12 protein-coding genes and 1 tRNA gene are annotated in these 19,647 nt (G+C 60.8%); 5 read left to right on the top strand and 8 right to left on the bottom strand.

Annotated elements, in window-relative coordinates:
• Positions 1-120: 120 nt before the first annotated feature.
• Positions 121-2,055 (top strand): potassium transporter Kup, encoded by a 1,935-nt coding sequence (locus tag ACI3KQ_RS05950; RefSeq protein ID WP_404955727.1) that lies wholly within the window; start codon positions 121-123, stop codon positions 2,053-2,055.
• 60 nt (positions 2,056-2,115) lie between these two features.
• Here ACI3KQ_RS05950 and ACI3KQ_RS05945 read toward each other — a convergent pair whose 3' ends face one another.
• Positions 2,116-2,583: an Hsp20 family protein gene (locus tag ACI3KQ_RS05945; RefSeq protein WP_404955725.1), complete on the bottom strand. Its 468-nt coding sequence runs from the start codon at positions 2,581-2,583 to the stop codon at positions 2,116-2,118.
• Between the two features lie 477 nt (positions 2,584-3,060).
• Between ACI3KQ_RS05945 and ACI3KQ_RS05940 the strand changes: the two genes are divergently transcribed.
• Together ACI3KQ_RS05940 and ACI3KQ_RS05935 are read left to right on the top strand one after the other, a co-directional pair.
• The gene (locus ACI3KQ_RS05940; RefSeq protein WP_404955723.1) at positions 3,061-4,311 is read left to right on the top strand and encodes a lipoprotein-releasing ABC transporter permease subunit; all 1,251 of its coding nucleotides are present in this window, start codon (positions 3,061-3,063) and stop codon (positions 4,309-4,311) included.
• Positions 4,304-4,993, top strand: a complete 690-nt coding sequence (locus ACI3KQ_RS05935; protein WP_404955722.1) for an ABC transporter ATP-binding protein — start codon at positions 4,304-4,306, stop codon at positions 4,991-4,993. The genes ACI3KQ_RS05940 and ACI3KQ_RS05935 overlap by 8 nt, the downstream gene beginning before the upstream one ends.
• Here ACI3KQ_RS05935 and ACI3KQ_RS05930 read toward each other — a convergent pair.
• Positions 4,979-6,787, bottom strand: a complete 1,809-nt coding sequence (locus ACI3KQ_RS05930) for a diguanylate cyclase (protein ID WP_404955720.1) — start codon at positions 6,785-6,787, stop codon at positions 4,979-4,981. The two genes, ACI3KQ_RS05935 and ACI3KQ_RS05930, sit on opposite strands and share 15 nt — an antisense overlap.
• 181 nt (positions 6,788-6,968) lie before the next feature.
• Between ACI3KQ_RS05930 and dnaE the strand changes: the two genes are divergently transcribed.
• Positions 6,969-10,505 carry a DNA polymerase III subunit alpha gene (gene dnaE, locus ACI3KQ_RS05925; RefSeq protein ID WP_404955718.1) on the top strand — a complete coding sequence of 1,179 codons (3,537 nt, stop codon included), beginning with the start codon at positions 6,969-6,971 and terminating at the stop codon, positions 10,503-10,505.
• 185 nt (positions 10,506-10,690) lie between these two features.
• Here dnaE and ACI3KQ_RS05920 read toward each other — a convergent pair.
• From ACI3KQ_RS05920 to moaA, 3 genes are all read right to left on the bottom strand, one after another.
• Positions 10,691-10,765 (bottom strand) — tRNA-Asn (locus ACI3KQ_RS05920).
• Positions 10,766-10,844: 79 nt separating this feature from the next.
• The gene (locus tag ACI3KQ_RS05915; RefSeq protein WP_404955717.1) at positions 10,845-11,621 is read right to left on the bottom strand and encodes an NAD kinase; all 777 of its coding nucleotides are present in this window, start codon (positions 11,619-11,621) and stop codon (positions 10,845-10,847) included.
• Positions 11,618-12,631: a GTP 3',8-cyclase MoaA gene (gene moaA / locus ACI3KQ_RS05910; RefSeq protein WP_404955715.1), complete on the bottom strand. Its 1,014-nt coding sequence runs from the start codon at positions 12,629-12,631 to the stop codon at positions 11,618-11,620. The genes ACI3KQ_RS05915 and moaA overlap by 4 nt, the downstream gene beginning before the upstream one ends.
• Positions 12,632-12,752: 121 nt before the next feature.
• Between moaA and ACI3KQ_RS05905 the strand changes: the two genes are divergently transcribed.
• Entirely contained in the window at positions 12,753-14,771 is a 2,019-nt protein-coding gene (locus tag ACI3KQ_RS05905; RefSeq protein WP_404955713.1) for a putative bifunctional diguanylate cyclase/phosphodiesterase, read from the top strand.
• Between the two features lie 28 nt (positions 14,772-14,799).
• Here the strand turns inward: ACI3KQ_RS05905 and ACI3KQ_RS05900 are convergent, their stop codons facing one another.
• From ACI3KQ_RS05900 to mfd, 3 genes are all read right to left on the bottom strand, one after another.
• Positions 14,800-15,516 (bottom strand): TorF family putative porin, encoded by a 717-nt coding sequence (locus tag ACI3KQ_RS05900; RefSeq protein ID WP_404955711.1) that lies wholly within the window; start codon positions 15,514-15,516, stop codon positions 14,800-14,802.
• A gap of 1 nt (position 15,517) precedes the next feature.
• Positions 15,518-15,928 (bottom strand): hypothetical protein, encoded by a 411-nt coding sequence (locus tag ACI3KQ_RS05895; RefSeq protein WP_404955709.1) that lies wholly within the window; start codon positions 15,926-15,928, stop codon positions 15,518-15,520.
• Between the two features lie 155 nt (positions 15,929-16,083).
• Positions 16,084-19,545 carry a transcription-repair coupling factor gene (mfd, locus tag ACI3KQ_RS05890; protein WP_404955707.1) on the bottom strand — a complete coding sequence of 1,154 codons (3,462 nt, stop codon included), beginning with the start codon at positions 19,543-19,545 and terminating at the stop codon, positions 16,084-16,086.
• Positions 19,546-19,647: the final 102 nt, after the last annotated feature.

Genomic DNA, 19,647 nt, shown 5'->3' with positions numbered 1-19,647 from the left:
GACGTTGCACGGGCATTTTACCCATGATAGGGCGCGCCCACTTTGCGAGCTTGGCCAACGACATGGTCAACTCCTCCTCGCTCGGGTGTCGGTAGCTTATGACGGTTCGGCGTTCCCCCTATGGTTGATACGACAGTGAACGGTCCTGCGCATCCCGGGGAAGAGGATGAGCACGGGCATAGCCATGGGCATACGAAGCAAAAGGCCACGGTTAAACTGGTGGTAGGGGCCATCGGTATCGTTTTTGGCGATATCGGCACCAGCCCGCTTTACGCTTTCCGCGAAACCTTTGCCGGCCATCATCATCTGGCACTGGATGCCGACCATATTCTGGGCGTCATCAGCCTGATGTTCTGGTCGATGATGCTGGTAGTGACATTGAAATATGTCACGATCATCATGCGGGCGGACAATAAGGGCGAAGGCGGCAGTCTGGCCCTGTTGGCGTTGATCAACGGCCAGACGAAGACACAGATATGGTCGCGCGGCATCATATTGCTGGGCGTGTTCGCGACCGCGCTTTTCTATGGCGACTCCATGATTACCCCTGCGGTGTCCGTGTTGTCGGCTGTCGAAGGGCTGGCGGTCTATAACAGCAGCCTTAAACCGGTCATCCTGCCCGCCGCTGTCGTGATCTTGCTTGGCCTGTTCTGGATACAGGGACTGGGCACCAACCGGGTGGCGACGCTGTTCGGCCCGATCATGCTGCTGTATTTCGTGACGATTGCGACGCTGGGCGTCATCAGTGTGGCGCAGACGCCGGGCATCCTATACGCGTTCAATCCCTATTGGGCGGTCATGTTTTTCGTGACTGACCCGTTGCCCGCTTTCCTGGCGCTGGGCGCCGTGGTGCTGGCGGTGACGGGGGCGGAGGCGCTCTATGCCGACATGGGGCATTTTGGCCGCAGCCCGATCCGGGTGTCGTGGCTCATATTTGTCCTGCCGGCCCTCATGATGAATTATATGGGGCAGGGTGCGCTGTTGTTCCGCGAAGGCGCTGCGGCGCTCGAGAGTCCCTTCTATCATCTGGCACCACAATGGGCGCAACTTCCGCTGGTCGGGCTGGCGACGATGGCGGCGATTATCGCCAGCCAGGCGGTCATTTCCGGTGCTTTCTCGGTCACCCAGCAGGCGATCCAGTTGGGCTTCATGCCACGCCTGCGCATAGCGCATACCAGCGCGTCCACCGCCGGACAGATATACATCCCCCTGATCAACTGGGGGCTGATGGTCATGGTCATCCTGCTGGTGCTGGTGTTCCAGACGTCGTCCAACCTCACCGCAGCCTATGGAATCGCGGTGACGGGAGCGATGTTTATCGACAACCTGCTGCTGACGGTGCTGCTATACAGATTGTGGAAGTGGCGCTGGTATTATGCCGCGCCGCTGCTGGCGGTATTCTTCCTGGTGGATGGCGCATATCTTGCCGCGAACTTCACCAAAGTGCCCGATGGCGGCTGGTTCCCGCTACTGATCGGCTTTGTAATTTTCACTTTGCTGACGACCTGGTCGCGCGGGCGCAGACTGGTGCAGGATCGGTTGCGTGAAGCCGCGATGCCCATCCCGGTGTTCGTTGCGTCCGCAGCCAATAGCGCGGTGCGGGTGCCCGGCACCGCCGTTTTCATGACCTCCACATCAAATGGAGTCCCTCACGCACTGTTGCATAACCTTAAGCATAACAAGGTGTTGCACGAACGGGTGATCCTGCTGACCGTCAAGATCCGAGATGTGCCGGTCGTGGAAGATGACGGGCGCTGCAAGTTGGAGGATCTGGGCAGGGGCTTCTTCCGCCTCGTCCTTCAATATGGTTTCATGCAAGAACCAGACGTGCCTGCCGCGCTCAAAAATGTGTCGGGTTGTGGGCAGGCGTTCAAGATGATGGACACCAGTTTCTTCCTCGCGCGCCAAACGTTGCTGCCATCGGCAAATCCGGGCATGCCGCTGTGGCGGGAAAAAATATTCGCCTGGATGCTGCGAAATGCGGAAAGTGCGATGGAATTTTTCCGTCTGCCCACCAACAGGGTTGTGGAACTGGGAAGCCAGGTCGAGATTTGATCAGTAAAAAGGGGCGCGAGCATCAGCCGCGCCCCATGTTTTTTCCGTTCAATAGCCCGATCAGGCGGCGTCGCGGTCTTTGCTGACGTCGATAAGCTGACCGCCATTAACGGCGATCTTCTTGGGCTTCATCGCTTCGGGGACCTCACGAACAAGTTCGATGGTCAACAGCCCATCGGCCAGATCGGCCTTTTCCACCCGCACGAAATCGGCCAGCTCAAAGCGGCGCTCAAAACTGCGGTTGGCGATGCCGACATGCAGGAACTTGCTGCGGTCATTCACCGAATCGTCTTTCCGACCGACCACCTGCAGCAGATTTTGCTGAGCGGTGATGTCGATTTCCTCGGCCCGGAATCCTGCGACCGCCAAGGTCACACGATAGCGGTCTTCCGACAGGCGTTCGATGTTGAACGGAGGATAATTGTCGCCCTGCTGCAACCGGGCATTATTTTCGATCAGGTCGAAAAGACGGTCGAAACCCACAGTAGAGCGGCGATAGGGGGTTAGGTCAAAGCTACGCATTGTCATCATCTCCATCAGAGCAAAATGATCATGCCGAATCCTCAAAAGGCATCCGGCGATACGATGCCCGGCCCCATTTGGCGGTCGAGCTACAGCGATATGGTTGGGCCGTTTTCGGTTTCAAGGTGATGCAATCAGGCATCGACAGATTTATCACGCTGGAATCAAAAGTGCCCGGATCGTGTTTTCACGATCCGGGCACTAATGGACGATTTCTCGTCTCCCCCTATGGTCTGCCTCAACCGCTTTTCAGCCCCCTAAGCTCAAAGCGGGATGCAGGATCCCTGAACCACGGCCATTTTTACCTGTGCTTCGATGACGTTGCTATGGCTACTGAGCGCGGCTGTCACGGGCTATTTCCGGGTTGAATGATTTTCCTCAAGCCCCTGTGGCTCGACTGCAACATTCTGTGGCGCTTGCCGTTACCCGATAGCCTGCTAGACGGGCAGGGTACATCCTTCCTTAAAGGGCCGTTCGCGCCGCATGATATTATCTCGTTATGAACGCATGATCGCCAAGCGCTATCTGCTGCCCGGCAAGGGCGAGGGCTTCATATTCCTTGTCGCAGGAATTAGCCTTGCTGCGGTGATGCTGGGCGTTGCGGCACTTATCATCGTGATGAGCGTGATGAACGGCTTCCGGGCGGAGCTGTTCGACAAGATCGTGGGCCTGAACGGACATGCCGTGGTCCAGGGCTATGGCGGGCGCCTACCCGATTGGCGGGTGGTGCTGAAGGAAGCGAAGGCGACGCCGGGTGTCACCAGCGCGACGCCGCTGATCGAACAGCCACTGCTAGGCAGCTTTCAGGGAAGAGTGGAAGCGGTGCTGGTGCGCGGGATGACCGTGAATGACATCCGCACCAACTCTACGCTCAAGGCGAAAGTGCTGGCGGGGAATTTCGATGACCTTGTCCCCAATGGCAGCAAGATCGCCATCGGATCGCGGCTGGCCGAAAATCTGGGCGTGCAGCTTGGCGACAGCCTGACCATCATCAACCCGGCTGGCCGCTCGACCCCTTTCGGCACCGTGCCCCGGCAAGTTGCCTATCAGGTCGCGGTAATTTTCGAGGTGGGCGTCTATGATTATGACAAGGCATTCGTCGTCATGCCGATGGAGGATGCACAGACCCTCCTGATGCTGGGCGATGTCGTCGGCATGATCGAAGTGGAGACGGTGGACGCCGATCGAGTTGGCGCCATCCTTCAGCCACTGGCCGGGAAAGTCGCCGGGCGTGCCGTGGTCACTGACTGGCGACAGATGAACGCTTCCCTGTTCGAAGCGCTGGCGGTCGAACGCGTCGCGATGTTCGTTGTGCTTTCGATCATCGTGCTGGTGGCGGTGTTCAACATCCTGTCGTCCCTGATCATGCTCGTCCGCGCCAAGACGCGCGACATTGCGATCCTTCGGACGATGGGGGCCAGCCGCGTAGGGCTGGTCAAGATCTTCATGACTGTGGGTGTTACCATCGGTTCGCTGGGCATGGCCGCTGGCATGGTGCTGGGCTTTACATTCCTGTTCTTCCGGCAAAGCGTGGTTAATGCGATTCAGTTCGTCACCGGGCAAAATCTGTGGGATCCTTCGATCCGTTTCCTGACGGAACTGCCCTCCAAGCCTGACCCCGTGGAGATTGTTACCATCTGCCTGATGGCGCTGATCTTCAGTTTCCTCGCCACGCTCTATCCGGCTTTCAAGGCGGCCAATACCGATCCCGTGCAGGTGCTGCGCTATGAATGACATATTGAAGGTTTCCGGGCTGAGGCGCAGTTTCACGCAGGGCGGCGTCACCATCGACGTGCTGCGGGGCATCGACCTCACCGTAGGGAAGGGAGAGATCGTGGCGCTGCTCGGGCCGTCGGGTTCGGGCAAGTCCACGCTCTTGCAGGCGGTCGGACTGCTGGAAGGCGGGTTTGACGGGTCGATCCGCATCGATGGAGAGGAAGCGGCCAAGCTGGACAATGACGGTCGCACCCGCCTGCGCCGTGACGCGCTGGGCTTTGTCTATCAATTTCATCATCTACTGCCGGATTTTAACGCCGCCGAAAATGTCATCCTGCCCCAGGTCATTCGCGATCGGGAAATGGAGTTCGCACGGGCACGCGCCGAATCGCTGCTGACGTCGCTGGGCCTTGGCCATCGGCTCGATCACCGGCCCAGCCAGTTGTCCGGGGGCGAACAGCAGCGCGTCGCCGTCGCCCGCGCGCTGGCCAACCGTCCGGCGCTGGTGCTGGCGGATGAGCCGACCGGCAATCTGGACGAGCGCACCGCCGATATCGTTCTGGCTGAATTTCTCCGTCTCGTCCGCGAAGAAGGGTCCGCCGCTCTGGTGGCGACGCATAATGAGCGGCTGGCGGAAAAGATGGACCGCGTCGTCCGTCTGCATGAAGGATTGCTGGAGGAGGGATCAGCCCAGCGCTGATGTGCCGTCGCGCACCGCCGCAACGACGATCTGGTCGCGCCCCTGCGCCTTGGCGCGCAGCAGGGCGGCGTCCGCCGTCTGTACCAATGTTTCGGCGCGGCCGTGAACGGGAAACACCGCCAGCCCGAAAGACGCGGTGATCGGCCCAACTTCCTGACGCCGATGTTCCACGCGCAGGTTGCGGATTTGATCCTGCACCTGCCGCGCTCGCGCCATCGCCTGATCCACATTGAATCCCGGCATCAGCAGCACGAATTCCTCCCCACCCAGACGGAATGCATATCCATCCTCGCGCAACGCATCGTTCAACACGCCACCCACGGCCCGCAGCACCTCATCGCCCGCATCATGGCCGTGGCTGTCGTTGAAGCGCTTGAAATGATCGATGTCGACCATCAGACAGGCCAATGGCGAACTGGTGCGTTCAGACCGGCTAGTTTCATCAGCCAGCGCCATGTCAAATCGCCGCCGGTTGGCCAAGCCGGTCAGGGCATCGACCATGGCCATTTCGCGCAGGGCATCGCGCAACCGCAGATTGGCCAGGGCAAGGCCAATATTTTCAGCCAGCATTTCCAGATATTTTTCGGCTCGTTCCCGCTGTTCGGGGAGCACGGTTTCAGGTTCTTCGAAGTAGAGCAGCCCGATGCTTTCGCCCTGAACAGACAGGGGAACGCAGATGGTGGGCCTTATCAGACCCTCGCCAAGGTGTTCGCAGGGAATGTCGATCATCTCACCGGTGGGTTTGTGCATCTGCCCACGACGTAGCGCCCAGCAGGCTCCAGGCGAAAATTCCGTGACCGATGCGGCGGGGGATAGCCATTCGCAGGCTTGGCGCATGGCATTGCGCCGCGCGTCATGGATATACAGCCGCCCTGCAAAACCGGTAGCGATTTCTGGTGCGAAGCGGCGCACGACCTCGACCAGGTCGCCGGTGCTGTCGCAGCCCTGAAGCCGTTGCGTCATGCGGGAAAGCAAGTCGCGCATGATCCGGTCGGCGTCGCGTTCCTGCTCCAGCCGCTGCCGTTCAAGGCCGTTTTCGCGGAAAATGCGGATGGCCTGCGCCATGTCGCCTATTTCATCCACCTGGCGAAAATCCGGCGGGATCGCCTCAAAATCATGGGCGGCAAGCCGCGTCACGACATCACTCAACCTGACGACAGGGCGAAGGATGCGTTGCTTGAGGATGAAATAGAGCACACACAGGAACAGCAGTGCCGTCGCGCCCAGCATGATTTCGGACATGCGGCGCCATTGCCGGGCGGCTTCCGTCGCGCGCAGCACCGTGGCTTCGGTGCGTTGATCGAGGATATATTGGAATCTGGCGACCTGCGCCGCGGCATTGTCCAGTTCCCGCCCATATTCATTTCCGAACAGGATCGCGCGGGCGGTTTCGCCATTGCCCGATTGGGCGGCGGAAATGGCGGCTTCCTGCTCCTCGGTCAGCCCGTCCACCAATTGGAGCGCCTGATGAAGAGCGTTTAGCTCATTCGGGCCCGCCCCGACATCCCGGAAATGCGCAATCCGTTGTTCGACTGATCGCAAGGCCGCCTTTTCACGGCGATAGGCGATCACATGGGTCGGGTCGCCGGTAATGGCGTAAGCCCGCGCCTGTTCGGTCTGCCGATAGCTGTCCTCCAGCAAGGCGCTGGTCATCTGGTCCAGCGCCGCCCTCTGTTCGACTGCGGCGCGCTCGGCCTGCTCGGCACTGGACGCCATGAGCATGGTCGCGCCGGACGCCAAGGTCAGCGCCACGGTGGCTCCATAGGCCCAGTTGGTGATTGTAGATAACCGCATGACTTAGCGCTCTAGACCCAAGAAGTTTTGGCTTGCTTAACCGATTGCTCCATTCAGGGGGAGGGGGACGGCGGCGCCAGGGCGTGACTTTCAAAGTTAAGCGGCCGGAAGACCTCGTTACTCACAGCTTTCTTGAGGTTGGGACTGGCGTCGGACCACTTTCCGCGGCTATCAAAGCGACATGCCTCATGCCGGTTTCGTACCCCTTCGCATCTTTTCCTCTTTCACCATGCTGGAAGGCGCGATCGAGCCGAAGAAGATCGCCAAACAAGCCCGCACGCTGGGGTTTCCAGCCGCTGCCATCACCGACCGCAATGGACTTTACGGATCGATGGCTTTTTCCGACGCCTGCTCGAGCGAAGGTGTGCAGCCGATCATCGGGGCCATGCTGGGCGTGTTGCGCCCAGGCCGTCCGACCAATGCCCCGGCCGTGCATGACTGGCTGGCGCTCTACGCGCAGGATGATGTGGGCTACGATAATCTTTGCGCCCTCGTTTCCATGGCGCATCTCGACCGGCCTGTTGACGAAGCGCCGCATGTCACGCTGGAGGCGCTCGTCGGGCGGACTGATGGACTGATTGCCCTTACCGCCGGGGGAGAGGGCGCGGTTGCTCGCCTGTTTGCGGAGGATCAGCCCACCGCCGCCGCCGCCTATTTGGACAATCTGACGACATTGTTCCCCAACCGGTTATATATTGAAATCTGCCGCCGGTCCGATCCGATCGAAGAGATGGCCGAACAGCATCTCATCAACCTCGCCTATGAATCCGGCCTTCCGCTGGTCGCGACCAATCCTACCTGTTTTACCGAGCCGCATTTTCATGAGGCACATGACGTGATGCTGTGCATCGCCGATGGTGCTTATGTCGAAACGCCAGATCGGCGGAAGAGCTGCCGCAATGCGTGGATGAAGCCAGCCGCGGAAATGAGCCGCCTGTTCGAGGATCTACCCGAAGCGCTGGCCAACACATTGCTGGTGGCGCAGCGCTGCGCCGTGGCGGCCCCTAAACGCAAACCCATCCTCCCAAGCCTGGCAGGGGACCGTGAGGGAGAAGATCGTCTGTTGCGGGAGCAGGCGGTAGCTGGTCTCGAGGCGAGGCTGGAAAAAATGGGTGTCGTGGATGAGGATGCGCGCCGACCCTATTTTGAACGGCTAAAGTTCGAGACGGACATCATAGTCCAGATGGGCTTTCCTGGATACTTCCTGATCGTTGCCGACTTTATCCAATGGGCCAAGGCACAGGATATTCCGGTGGGACCTGGGCGTGGTTCGGGCGCAGGTTCGCTGGTCGCCTGGGCGCTGACGATCACCGATCTCGACCCGCTGCAACTGGGATTGCTGTTCGAACGGTTCCTCAATCCCGAACGCGTTTCCATGCCGGATTTCGACATCGACTTTTGCGAAACGCGGCGCGGTGAAGTAATCCGCTATGTGCAGCAGAAATATGGCGTCGATCACGTCGCGCAGATCATTACCTTTGGAAAGCTGAAGGCTCGCGCTGTCCTTAAAGATACCGGTCGCGTGCTCCAGATGAGCTACGGCCATGTCGATCGCCTGGCCAAGCTGGTGCCCAATCATCCGACCGATCCATGGACATTGGAACGATCGCTAAATGGCGTGGCTGAGTTCCGCGCGGAATATGACAATGATGGGCAAGTCAAACGGCTGATCGATTACGCGATGAAGCTGGAGGGTTTTCCCCGCCACAGTTCCACCCATGCCGCAGGCGTGGTCATCGGCGACCGTCCCTTGTCACAACTCGTGCCGCTTTACCGCGACCCCCGGTCCGACATGCCCGTGACGCAGTTCGATATGAAATATGTCGAGGGTGCGGGCCTGGTGAAGTTCGACTTTCTGGGGCTGAAGACGCTTTCCGTGCTGCAAAAGGCTGTTCAACTGCTGACGGCGCGGGGCGTTACGGTGGACCTGGACAGCCTTAGTTGGGATGACCCCGCCGTCTATGAACTGCTGCAGCGCGGCGACACGGTCGGGGTGTTCCAGCTGGAATCCGAAGGCATGCGCAAGACGCTTGCGGCGGTTCGCCCAACCAATTTTGGGGACATCATCGCGCTGGTGTCCCTCTACCGGCCGGGCCCCATGGACAATATTCCGATGTTCGGCCGACGTAAGAACGGCCAGGAAGACATCATATATCCGCACATTCTCCTGAAGCCTGTCCTTGAAGAAACCTATGGTATCTTCGTCTACCAGGAGCAGGTGATGCAGGCTGCCCAGATATTGGCGGGCTATTCTCTGGGTGACGCTGACCTACTGCGTCGCGCCATGGGCAAAAAGATTCAGGCGGAAATGGACGCCCAGCGGGCCCGTTTCGTCGAAGGCTGCGCCAGGAGCGACATCCCGGCGGCCAAAGCCAACGAACTGTTCGATTTGATCGACAAGTTCGCAGGCTATGGCTTCAACAAGTCGCACGCTGCCGCCTATGCGTTGCTCGCCTATCAGACCGCCTGGCTCAAGGCGCATTATCCAGCAGAATTCTATGCCGCATCGATGGCATTCGATATTCACCTGACCGACAAGCTGACCGTGTTCGTTGACGACATGCGCCGCATGGGGCTTTCTTGCCTTGCCCCGGACATCAACCGTAGCCTGGCTGACTTTACCGTCGAGCCTATCGAGCAGGAAGGCGATGATCCACGTTTGTGTTTCGCGGTCCGTTATGCGCTGGGGGGGCTCAAGGGCGTTGGCGAAAAGGCGATGGAGCAGCTTGTCGCGGAGCGCGATGCGGCGGGACTGTTCAAATCCCTCGACGATTTTGCCGATCGCATCGAACCGCGCCTGCTGAATCGGCGTCAGCTGGAAAGCCTGGCTGCGTCCGGCGCGTTCGACTGCATCCATCCCGACCGCGCGGGCGTCCATGCCGCCGCCGACACGATATTGAGCGTCGCCGCGAGCGCTGCGGATGCGCGGGAAAGCGGGCAGGGGGGGCTGTTTGGTGACGTGGAAACGCCCCATGCCGATGTTCGCATTCCGCCGCACCAGACATGGTCAACCGCTGACCGCATGGCGCAGGAAAAGGAAGCATTCGGCTTTTATTTCTCCGCCCACCCGGTCGATCGCTTCCGGCATCTGGCTGAGGCGCGGGGGGCCAGAAGTTACGGCGCGATTTGCACCGAACCAGTGGCGGAAGGCGGGCGCGCCAACGCCGTGATGGCGGCCATGGTCGAAGAGGTGCGCTGGCGCGAAACCCGGCGCGGGGCGCGCTATGCTGCCGCGACCTTTTCCGACAGCAGCGGACAGTTTCAGGCCAGTTGTTTCGAAGAGGAAGCGTGCAAGGCGATCGAGATCATGGCGCGGGAAGGCGATTGCGCACTGCTCATGGTCGAGCTTGACCGACTGCCCGGCGAAGAAACGCCGAGGGTCACGATCAGGAGCGTGGAACCCTTCCATCAGCTTGCCAGCGCGTCGCGCATGAGGCTGGTGATCGACGCCAGTGACGCGAGCGCGGTGGACGCCCTGGCGCAACTGCTGGTGGCGGCACGCGGGGGTAGGAGCGAAGTCTTCCTGCGCGCTCCGGTGAGTGGCGGACGGGCGGCGAGGCTGTTCCTGGGCGACGACTATCTGATCGGGGCGGATCAGGTCGATGCAATTGCGCTGTTGCCGAGCCTGGCGGTTCACTCGTTCGAACGGATGGAGGCGAAGGCGGATGGTTACCGTGCGCAGAACCGCCGGGCGGGCCTGAGGCTGGTGGCGAGTTGATCTGAAGAAGCTGGACGTAGACGTGGGGCGTTTGGCTTAATGCACCAAGTTCGATACCAGATCGCCTGCGCACATCATCAGACAAGCTGCGATGCGCAATGGCGCGAACCCTGCGATGTCGCTTAGTAATAGCTAAAGCCCCGCGCGGCACGGCGCGAGACGATGTCTCAATTCTATGGAAATATTGGCTCCCCGAGTAGGATTCGAACCTACGGCCATTCGATTAACAGTCGAATGCTCTACCGCTGAGCTATCGGGGAGCAGCCCGGCTTTCGCTGGGCAGGCCGCGCCTATAGCAGTGGGATTCTTGGGATGGCAAGGGTCGATTTGCAGATTTTTTCAGGCGATGAACTGTTCCGCTGCAATGCGGTCGTCCAACGTGTGTTCGGGATCGAAAAGCAGCGTCAACGGCGTGGCGCGATCGATCTGCACTTCCACCTGCTGGACATCGCGCACTTCCCGTTGATCGGCCACGGCGCTGACGGGGCGCTTGACGGGATCGAGGACGCTGAAGCGAATCTTTGTGTTCTCGGGGAGGATCGCACCGCGCCACCGTCGCGGACGAAAAGGGCTGATCGGTGTCAATGCGACCAGGCTGGAACCCAGCGGCAGGATCGGCCCATGCGCCGACAGATTATAGGCGGTCGATCCCGCCGGGGTGGCGACCAACACTCCGTCGCAGACCAGTTCAGGCAGCACGGTACGATCGTTGACCTGCACTTCCAGCTTTGCGGTTTGGCGAGTTTCACGCAGCAGCGATACTTCGTTGATCGCGGGAATGGAAAAGCGCTCGCCATCGACAGTATCCACCGTCATGCGCAGCGGATGGACCTTGAACGATTTGGCGGCATTCAGCCTTTGTTCCAGCCGTTCAAGTCGCCATTCATTCATCAGGAAACCGACCGTCCCCAAATTGATGCCGAATACTGGCAGGATATGGCGGCCCTCCAGCATCGCGTGCAGGGTCTGAAGCATGAAGCCGTCCCCGCCCAACGCGACAAGCATGTTCGCTTCGCTGACCGGCACGAAATCATAGGCTGCGCGCAACCTTTCTTCCGCCGCCTTGGCTGCCTGGGTAGGGGACGCGACCAGCGCGCGCCTGGGCTCCACGCTCATCCGCCGGTCACGCTCATATGCCTTTGAACAGCGGCGGGAGGGGCGTCCGCGCCAATGCGGAAGTCATGACGTGCGGGTTTCAACCGTAGGGCCTGATCGATCAAGGGTTCCACCGCCGCCATGCCGCCCTCTCGAAACGCGGCTTTCAGGTCGACATGATCATCACGGCCCAGGCACATGAAAATCTTGCCCTCACATGTCATGCGCATGCGATTGCAGTCGGCGCAGAAATTGTTGGTGAGCGGTGTAATCAGGCCTAGTCGCACATCCATCCCTTCAACCGCGAAATAGCGCGAAGGGCCACCCGTGCGATAGGCGATGGGCGTCAATTCGATATGCTGGCGCAGTTGATCCACGACTGAGGTAAGAGGCAGATAGTGGTCGGTCCTGTCCTCGCCCGTTTCGCCAAGCGGCATGGTTTCTATAAGCGACAGATCGAATCCCTGACCGTCGCACCACCGCAACATCGGCAATATCTCGTCATCATTGATACCCTTGAGCGCCACCATGTTGATCTTCACGGACAGGTCCGCCGCGCGCGCGGCTGCCAGACCATCCATGACCGGCTGGATGTTTCCGCGGCGCGTGACATAGGCGAACCGTTCGGGATCAAGACTGTCCAGACTGACGTTGATCCGCCTGATCCCCGCGTCGAACAAAGCGTCCGCCTGTTCCGCCAGCATCGTGCCGTTGGTCGTCAGCGTGAGTTCGTCCAGCCCGTGACCCACATGGCGACCGATCCTGCGGACCAGATCTAGGATGTCCCGCCGAACCAGCGGCTCCCCGCCGGTCAGCCGAATCTTCCGCACGCCGCGTGCAATGAACATGTCGGCCAGCAATGCAATCTCTTCCAGAGTAAGCAGCTGGTCGCGGGGCAGGAAGGTCATGCGATCCGCCATGCAGTATCGGCAGCGCAGGTCGCACCGATCCGTCACCGAAATCCGCAAATAGCTTACCCGGCGGCCAAGCGCGTCAATCAACGCCGCGCGCGGTAGATCGACCATGTCCATGACCCGGTAGCTAGGGCATGCACTTGCGCCGTGCAAGCGCCAGCGGTTGCGGGGAAGCTGGCAGGTGAGTAACGGTTGACGAAGACAAGGTGGCAATGGGCCGCGTTGGGGAGTGTCGTTAGTGAGCGGTCACACTGCAGCCGACGGGCAACGCAGTCTTTTCATCCTGTCGCCCGGTGATCGGGATGGCCTTTCTCATGCCGTCAAGCAGGCGGGATGGCGCGCCATTGCCGCCCGACGGGCGAGTGACGCCGCCCGCCGCCTGCGTCACAGCGATGCGCAAATTGCATTGATCGACATGCGAAGGCCCGGCGACATGGATGTCGGCGCGATCTCATCTATCGCCCCTGCGGTAAATGCTGGGGGCGGCGCGTTGATCATATTGATCGACGGCGGTGACATGGGAGCCGTGCCGTCCCTGCTGGAAACGGGCGCGACCCATTTCCTGGCCGCCCCCTTTTCTGACGATGAGCTTCGAGCGACGTTGGCGTCTGCCCAGCGGCTGGTTGATCGTGTGGGGGGAGGAGCGGCATATAGCCAACGCGCCCAGCGCATCCGTCGCGGCGATGCCTTATTCTGGGAGATGGACAGCAATGGCCGCGAAATCCGCCTTAGCGACAATCTGGCGCGGCATTTGGGCACCGATCGGCTGCTGATCAGCCCGGCTTCCTTCATTCGGCATCTTCCGCGATCCGAAAGGCGACCGGTCATGGCGACGATCAGGACGATGATGCGCTCGGGCAGGATCGAATCCTTCGCTCATGCCGCGCCGGGCGGCGGTGACGATCGGCTAGTGCATCATCTGCGTAAGGTTGATGGGATGTTGGCTGCCGACGTGGAATGGCTGACCGATGTCCAGAGGTTCGACGCCATAGAGCGTGACGAATTGACCGGTCTTCGTTCCCGGCAAGCGGCGGTGGATTGGCTGGACCATCGCGCAGGGGTGGCAACCACCGTGCTGCTGTTGTCCATCAGCCAGTTCGACCGCATGAATGCCGCCTATGGCCAAGTCGTGGGGGATGCTCTGCTGGGACGAATCGCGCGGCGAATCGAACGCATGACTGCGGAGGTGGCCGAAGGTGCGATTGTTGCGCGGATTGCCGGAACGGAGTTTTTGATCGGCCTGACCGGGGACGCCGCCGGGAGTGACCCCGCCACATTTCTGGCGCGTCAGTTGATCGGCGCGGTTGGACGTCCATTCAGCGCGGGCGATCATGTGATCCGGCTCACCGCTCGCTGCGGCATTGCTCAGTCGCGGACCCAGGACGACGCCACCCAGTTACTTCGCCGCGCTGGCACAGCACTGGCCGACGCGCGTCAGGGCGGAGGGGAGGGCATTCGCATCTTTTCCGCTGAAAAGCGCAGCCGCCAGGTCGATGTTGATCAACTGGAAACCGACTTGCGCCTGGCTCTCCATCGGGGAGAGATCGCCATAATTTTCCAGCCGCAATATCCCGTCGATGGCGAAGTGATGATTGGCGTGGAGGCGCTGGCCCGCTGGAATCATCCGCAATATGGGCCACTGGGGGCCGGGATGCTGTTCGCTGCGGCGGAGCGATCCGACTATATGCTGCCCCTGTCTGCCCATATTCAGGCAGAAGCGTTGCGGCTGGCTGCGGCCTGGCCGCCCGCTCTTGATTCCCTTCGCCTTTCCATCAACGTCACTGCGGAAGACATTGCCCAGCCCGGCTTCATGGGACGGTTCCTTAGCCTCGTGGAAAGCAGCGGATTTCCTCGGTCGCGGTTGACCGTCGAGATTACCGAAAGCGGGTTGATCGAGGATGTGGAGGGCGCAACGGCGCTGCTCACCGCCCTACGCGCTGAAGGGCTTGCGGTCGCCGTCGATGATTTCGGCACCGGCTATTCCAGCCTTGCCTATCTTAAAAGCCTGCCGCTCGATTATCTAAAGATCGACAGCGGATTAGCGCAGGATATCGCCGGAACCTCGCGGGACCGTATCATCGTTCGGGGCGTAATCCATATGGCAAAATCGCTGGGCCTGCGCGTGATCGCGGAGGGGGTGGAGACGCAGCAGCAACTGGAACTGCTCGCGCGCGAAGGATGCGATTATTATCAAGGGTTCTTGCGGTCGGCGGGCATTTCCTCCGACGATCTGATCGCCCTGGCATCGCAATCATAGCCGCCGTCCGGGGACATAGGTCCGTGCGTTAAAAACCCAGGGCCAGTCGTCCGATAAGGCTGGGTCCCGCATGACGGCTACCCGTACCTGCTATGCTGCTGTCCGCATAGCGGACGCCTGCGGTCCAACGCTCCTTCAGGTAATCAATGCCGAACCCATAATCCCAATAGCTTCCGTCGGGGCGCAGTCGCGCTGCCTGCAATGGATCTTGCACGTCGCCGGATGATCGCCCAACCCGTGCCGAAAGGGTGAATGGCGTGCCCGGCACGCCTGCCGTCGCGGATGCGGACAGATAAAGATTGTCGCCCCCGATCGCCGACTGGCTAGGCGCGTAGCTAGCGAACAGGTCGATGCTCGCAGGGCCGATCAGGAAGCCAGCACCGGCACCTAATTCCCCGTAACCCTGATCGGATGCGCCAGGAAACATGTGGTAGCGCGCTTCGCCCGAAAGACGCCATCCGCCGACCTGTTGGATAAAGGTCGGACCGACGTCGATCACCGCGTCCGCGTTCCCGTGCCGGTTGCTGCCCCAGAGTGATACCGCTGATGCGTCCAGGCTCAACCCCTCAGCGACGGGTGCCGAAATCGTTCCGCGCACAACCGGATCGCCTTCGCTCCAGCTTAGGCCCCTCCGTCGCTCATCACTGGCAATTTCGACCGAGCCGGAAACGCCGCTGGCATATTGGGCGAGGGCGGGGGTAGCGCTGGTGGCCGGAATCACTGCGGCCGCCAGCGCCAGGCGCATCCTAGTTCGAGGCAAGATTACGTATAGCATCAAGCTCCGCCAATAACGGAGCGCGATCCTTTTCCGCAACCGCAATCAGATGTTGGCGAATGTCGCTTTCCTTTTGGGCGAGGGTAGGCCTGCCGGCCTGACCTCCGGGTGTGCATGCGCCATGCTGGCTCCCCGAAAAGCGTTTGTCATTGGAAACGGTGCGGGCCAGCGCGGGACCGTTGCTAAGCGCACGATCAACAATGATCGTCGCGGTCCACTGGCACCGCTGCATGCTCATGCGCGTGGGGGCCTTAGCGCCCACCGTTCGGGTCTCTATCTCGGTGCGCGCGGAGTAGGTGGCCTGCATCGCTTTTCCGCCATGATCGATTTGCACGCTATGCGTGGCCGCCGTCGCCGCCATGGCGATGAGGGTCAAACTCATGTCATTCTCCTGCTCGATGCCGGGCTTTGGCGCTCGGTCATCGGCGCTGGATGTAGGGTCTGACTGTTTCTGTCCTTTTTCCAGGCTTTAACAAAGCCATGCTGAAGTCGCCATTTGGTCGATCACGCCGCGCCGAAACGCGGAAGGGTGACGACTTATCCCGCGGCCTTCGCCAGTCCCTTCGAAAGTTGTAGCGCTCCGTTCAACCGCGCCGCCGGATCGGCCCAGGCGCGGTTCAAGACCAGCTTGCTGTCGGGCCGCAGGCGCGCCACTCCGTTCAACCGCTGGACATAGGCCACGAGAGCTTCTGGACGGGGAAAGCGGTCCTCAAAGAAGCTGACTAGCGCGCCTTTGGCTCCTACATCGATCTTGGAGATATTCGCAGCCACGCAATTCTGCTTGATCTCGATGATCTTGAACAGGTTTTGCGTTGGCGTGGGCAGTTTGCCAAAACGGTCGATAAGCTCTGCCGCGAAAGCTTCCAGTCCTTGCCGGTCCTCGACTTCGTTCAACCGGCGATATAACCCCATGCGCAGGTCCAGGTCCGGCACATAATCTTCCGGGATAAGGATCGGTGCATCCACTGTGATCTGGGGTGAGAAACTGTCCCGCTTCTCCACTCCCGCACCGCCGGCCTTGGCTTCCAGGATCGCATCCTCCAGCATCGACTGGTATAGTTCGAACCCAACCTCCTTGATGTGACCGGACTGTTCATCGCCCACCAGATTGCCCGCACCGCGAATGTCGAGATCGTGAGAGGCCAGCTGAAACCCGGCCCCCAGCGTATCCAGATCGGACAGCACCTTCAGCCGCTTCTCTGCCGTATCGGTGATCACGCGGTTCGCTGGCGTGGTGAAATAGGCGTAGGCCCGCGTCTTGGACCGGCCGACCCGCCCGCGAAGCTGATACAGCTGGGCCAGTCCGAACCGATCCGCGCGATGGATGATCAGCGTGTTGGCAGAGGGAATATCAAGGCCGCTCTCCACAATGGTGGTCGACAGCAGCACATCGTAACGCTTGTCATAAAAGGCGGACATGCGCTCTTCGACATCGGTGGCGCTCATCTGCCCATGCGCGACCACGGGGCGGACTTCGGGAACCTCCGTGCGCAGGAATTCCTCCACTTCGGTCAGGTCGGCAATGCGCGGCACGACGAAAAAGCTCTGCCCGCCGCGATAATGTTCGCGTAGCAACGCCTCACGGATGACCACCCCGTCCCAGGGCATGATGTAGGTCCGCACCGCCAGGCGATCCACTGGCGGGGTTTGGATCACCGACAATTCACGCAAACCCGACATCGCCATTTGCAAGGTGCGCGGGATCGGCGTTGCTGTCAGTGTCAGCACATGGACGTCGGTCTTGAGCGATTTCAGCCGCTCCTTATGCGTCACGCCAAAGCGTTGCTCTTCGTCGACGATGACCAGCCCCAGTCGCTTGAACTCCAGGCCCTTCGTCAGCAGCGCATGGGTGCCTACCACGATGTCGATCGTGCCATCGGCCAGGCCCGCCTTGACGGCCTTTGCTTCCTTGTCCGGCACCAGCCGCGACAGGCGACCAATATTCACGGGAAAGCCACGGAAACGCTCTTCGAAATTCATATGATGCTGCCGGGCGAGCAGGGTGGTGGGGCAGATCAGCACGACCTGCATCCCCGCCATCGCCGCCACGAATGCGGCGCGCAAAGCCACTTCTGTCTTGCCGAATCCGACATCGCCGCAGACCAGCCGATCCATCGGCCGCCCCGCGCCCAGGTCTTCAACCACGTCCATGATGGCGCGGTCCTGATCTTCTGTTTCCTGATAGGGAAAGCGGTCCACGAACGCCGGGTAACCGGCGCCATCGGGTTCCGCCACGGTGGCTGCCCGCAAGGCGCGCTCCGCCGCCGTCTTGAGCAATTCGCCCGCAATCTCACGGATGCGTTCCTTCATCCGCGCCTTGCGACGTTGCCACGCTTCGCCGCCCAGCTTGTCGAGGCTTACGCCCTCGCTGTCGGACCCGTAGCGAGAGAGAACCTCCAGATTTTCAACCGGTACATAGAGCTTGTCGCCACCAGCATATTCCAGCGCCACGCAGTCATGCGCTGCCTTGGCCACCGGGATTTGCGTCAGCCCCTCATAGCGCCCAATCCCATGGTCCAGATGCACGACCAGATCACCGGGAGATAGCGTCGCCAATTCAGCCAGGAAGGCGTCCGCACTTTTCTTTCGCTTGGCTCGGCGCACCAGGCGATCGCCCAGCATGTCCTGTTCGGTCAGCACCGCCACGTCGGGCGCGGTGAAGCCATGGTCCAGTGGCAGAACGGTCAGCACCGTGCTCCCGCTGGCTGCGATTCCCAGCGCCTCCTGCCAGCTGTCTGCCGCGGCGACCCGTTTCAGTCCATGATCAACCAGCAACCCGGAAAGCCGTTCGCGCGCGCCACCGGAATAGCTGGCAATGACGACCTTTTTCTTTGCCCGCTGGAGCGATGCGATATGCTTGCCTACCGCCTCATAGACATTGGCGTTCTGCGCCCGCTCTGGCGCGAAATCGCGAGGGCCATCGACCGCGAAATCGAGGACCGATGCAGTTTCCGGCTCCTGAAATGGAGTCGTTGCGTGCATCGGCCATGCCTGCACGATGCGGTCCCATTCCTGTGCATCCAGATACAGCGCCGACGGCTCCAAGGGGCGATAAGCGCCCGGATCGGAGGATTTTGCCTGCACCCGATTGGCGTGATAGTCCCGGATAGCTTCGAACCGACCCTCCGCCGCTCCGACGACGCCATGATCCAGCACGATGACGGTATCGTCGCTCAGATGGTCGGTCATCGGCACCAGCCGTTCCTCGAAGAGCGGTAGCCAATGTTCCATCCCGGCCAGCCGTCGCCCGTCGCTCACCGCCTGATACAGCGGATCACCCGTCGCCGTGGCCCCGAACGTCTCCCGATAACGCCCGCGAAAGCGCTTGACTGTCTCCTCATCCAGCAACGCCTCCGACGCCGGGAGCAGGGTAAACCCATCGACACTCCCGCTGGTCCGTTGATCGGCGGGATCGAAACGCCGCACCGTCTCAATTTCGTCCCCGAAGAAATCCAGCCGCAGCGGCTGTTCCTCACCGCCGGGGAACAGGTCGACAATGCCGCCGCGAATGGCAAACTCGCCCCGGTCGTGCACGGTGTCAGTCCGTACATAGCCGTTCGCCTGCAGCATTTCGGCCAGCCGCGAAATCGCAATCCGTTCCTTGGGGGCGAGCTTTGCCACGAGTTGCCGTACGCGAAAGGGGGTCAGGGTCCGCTGCGTCAGGGCGTTGAGCGTGGTTAGAACGAGTTGCGGCCCCTTGGGTAGCCCCTGCAATCCATATAGCCCTGCCAACCGCGCTGACGCCGTCCGCAACGACGGGCTGGCCCGATCATAGGGCAGGCAGTCCCACGCCGGAATTTCTACAATCTCAATTTCTGGCGCGAAATAATGCGCCGTGTCGGCAACGGCTCGCATCAGTTGCTCATCGGGTGCCACAAACAAGGTGCGCGAAGGGGCAGCCCTGGCGATATCCGCCAGCAACCAGGGTTGAAACCCTGCTGGAACCCCGGAAAGGGTGAGGGGAGAGGACGCTTTGAGGATTTTCAGAAGATCGGTCAAACTAACAACATCCGTTCGGGCTGAGCTTGTCGAAGCCCTGCACTTCTTTCCGAAGAAAAGTGAAGCCCTTCGATGAGTTCAGGGCGAACGCGGAGAGAGCGC

The sequence above is a fragment of the Sphingobium sp. ZW T5_29 genome, from assembly GCF_044987515.1.
Taxonomy (GTDB): domain Bacteria; phylum Pseudomonadota; class Alphaproteobacteria; order Sphingomonadales; family Sphingomonadaceae; genus Sphingobium.
The sequence above is the reverse complement of the archived record's forward strand: the minus strand, read 5'-3'. Positions and strand labels throughout refer to the sequence as shown.

Excerpts from the sequence above, each read along its gene's own strand:
- ACI3KQ_RS05950 (WP_404955727.1), top strand. The coding sequence starts at position 121 with ATGGTTGATACGACAGTGAACGGTCCTGCGCATCCCGGGGAAGAGGAT.
- ACI3KQ_RS05945 (WP_404955725.1), bottom strand. The coding sequence starts at position 2,583 with ATGACAATGCGTAGCTTTGACCTAACCCCCTATCGCCGCTCTACTGTG.
- ACI3KQ_RS05940 (WP_404955723.1), top strand. The coding sequence starts at position 3,061 with ATGATATTATCTCGTTATGAACGCATGATCGCCAAGCGCTATCTGCTG.
- ACI3KQ_RS05935 (WP_404955722.1), top strand. The coding sequence starts at position 4,304 with ATGAATGACATATTGAAGGTTTCCGGGCTGAGGCGCAGTTTCACGCAG.
- ACI3KQ_RS05930 (WP_404955720.1), bottom strand. The coding sequence starts at position 6,787 with ATGCGGTTATCTACAATCACCAACTGGGCCTATGGAGCCACCGTGGCG.
- dnaE (WP_404955718.1), top strand. The coding sequence starts at position 6,969 with ATGCCTCATGCCGGTTTCGTACCCCTTCGCATCTTTTCCTCTTTCACC.
- ACI3KQ_RS05915 (WP_404955717.1), bottom strand. The coding sequence starts at position 11,621 with ATGAGCGTGGAGCCCAGGCGCGCGCTGGTCGCGTCCCCTACCCAGGCA.
- moaA (WP_404955715.1), bottom strand. The coding sequence starts at position 12,631 with ATGGACATGGTCGATCTACCGCGCGCGGCGTTGATTGACGCGCTTGGC.
- ACI3KQ_RS05900 (WP_404955711.1), bottom strand. The coding sequence starts at position 15,516 with ATGCGCCTGGCGCTGGCGGCCGCAGTGATTCCGGCCACCAGCGCTACC.
- ACI3KQ_RS05895 (WP_404955709.1), bottom strand. The coding sequence starts at position 15,928 with ATGAGTTTGACCCTCATCGCCATGGCGGCGACGGCGGCCACGCATAGC.